We start from the raw sequence: 1,850 nt of genomic DNA, 5'->3' as shown, positions 1-1,850 counted from the left end.
AAGAAGCAAAAAAAGAAAAGAGTTCGCATTCCACCTGTACTACAAGGTCAAGTATCACCCGAAGATTACACATCAACAAAACTCCCCCGGCGGGGCATACAGGCGGCTGCCTGCCGCCGTAACACTACCCTTTTCACTCTTGAAATTGGGGCGTAAGGTCAGCGGCGACCCGCCGCGGGCGTAGGGTCAGTGGCGACCCGCCGCCGCTGTTGCAAACGGGTTCTCTGTGGGGTAGCGTATGCCCTTGGGCTGGTTGTAGCCGATCTCTCCTGTGTCTACGCCTAAGTACTTGAATACCTCGTAGATTGCCTTGCCGTAGTGCCCGAATGCTACCGCACCGTGGTGCGGGAAGTGGTGCTCTACCAGTACGTGCCGATAAAACCGTGCCATTTCCGGAATCGCAAAAATGCCGATGGAACCAAAAGAATGTGTCGCTGCCGGCAGTACCTCTCCCTCTGCTACGTAAGCATTCAGCTTCGCATCAGAGGTGGACTGGAGCCGGAAGAATGTCACATCGCCCGGCAGAATGTCGCCCTCCAGTGTGCCCTGTGTCACTTCCTCCGGCAGGCTCCGTGCCATGATCAGCTGGTATTTCATTTCGCAGAACGCCAGCTTCTTGGTGGTGGTGTTGCCGCAGTGGAATCCCATAAAGGTGTCCGTCAGACGGTACGGGAACTTCCCTGCAATTTCCTTTTCATACAGGTCTGCCGGTACCGTGTTGTTGATGTCCAGCAGAGTGACAGCGTCTTCGCTGACCACTGTGCCGATGAATTCGCTGAGTGCTCCGTAGATGTCCACTTCGCAGGAAACCGGAATCCCTCTGCCGGTCAGACGGCTGTTCACATAACAGGGCACAAATCCAAACTGAGTCTGGAATGCCGGCCAGCACTTCCCTGCAATGGCAACAAATTCCCGATAACCCTTGTGCTCCTCGATCCAGTCCAGCAGCGTCAGTTCGTACTGTGCCAGCTTCGGCAGAATGTCCGGCTTCTTGTTGCCGTCACCCAACTCTGCTGCCATGTCTGCCGCAACTTCCGGAATCCGCGGATCGTTTTCGTGCTTGTGGAACGCTTCAAACAGATCCAGTTCGGAGTTTTCTTCGATCTCCACGCCCAGATTGTACAGCTGCTGAATGGGTGCATTACATGCCAGAAAGTTCAGCGGACGGGGGCCAAAGGAAATGATCTTCAGGTGGTTCAGCCCGTAGACCGCCCGTGCAATGGGCAGGAAATCGTGGATCATGTCCGCACACTCTGCGGCAGTTCCTACCGGATACTCCGGAATGTACGCTTTCACGCCACGCAGCTTCAGATTGTAGCTGGCGTTGAGCATGCCGCAGTACGCATCACCGCGGCTGGAAGAAAGCACGCCGGTGTTTTCCTCGGCAGCGGCACAGAACATCTTCGGACCGTCAAAGTGCTTTGCCAGCAGCGTTTCGGCAATTTCCGGACCGAAGTTCCCCAGATAGACGCACAGGGCATTGCAGCCGGCTTTTTTCAGGTCGTCCAGAGCCTGTACCATATGGATCTCGCTCTCCACGATACAGACTGGACATTCGTAAATATCTTCTGCGTTGTACTTTTGGGTATAGGCATCGACCAGAGCCTTGCGGCGGTTCACGGACAGACTTTCCGGAAAGCAGTCACGGCTGACTGCAACGATGCCGACTTTCATTTTCGGAATATTGATCATAAGGCAGTTTCCTTCCTGCACCTGTGGTGCGCTTGATTTGTAACTATCATAGCATAACGATTGTCGGATTACTAGCAAAAACGTACATTTTCTGATGAAAATCATATCAGAATCGTATATTTCGTGGGCAATACCGCACAAAGATTGTGCGACAGATG

The 1,850-nt window shown here is 53.7% G+C and carries 1 protein-coding gene; it reads right to left on the bottom strand.

Going from position 1 to position 1,850, the window contains the following annotated elements:
• Positions 1 to 186 precede the first annotated feature (186 nt).
• Positions 187 to 1,692, bottom strand: a complete 1,506-nt coding sequence (locus RUMCAL_RS07485; RefSeq protein ID WP_040647488.1) for an L-fucose/L-arabinose isomerase family protein — start codon at positions 1,690 to 1,692, stop codon at positions 187 to 189.
• Positions 1,693 to 1,850 lie beyond the last annotated feature (158 nt).

Origin of the sequence: Ruminococcus callidus ATCC 27760 (genome assembly GCF_000468015.1) — a bacterium.
Classification (GTDB): Bacteria; Bacillota; Clostridia; order Oscillospirales; family Ruminococcaceae; genus Ruminococcus_C; species Ruminococcus_C callidus.
Note: the sequence above shows the minus strand (reverse complement) of the source record. Positions and strands in the feature narration are given on the sequence as shown.

What these genes read in the sequence shown, in the direction of transcription:
- RUMCAL_RS07485 (WP_040647488.1), bottom strand. Translation starts at nt 1,692, where the DNA reads ATGATCAATATTCCGAAAATGAAAGTCGGCATCGTTGCAGTCAGCCGT.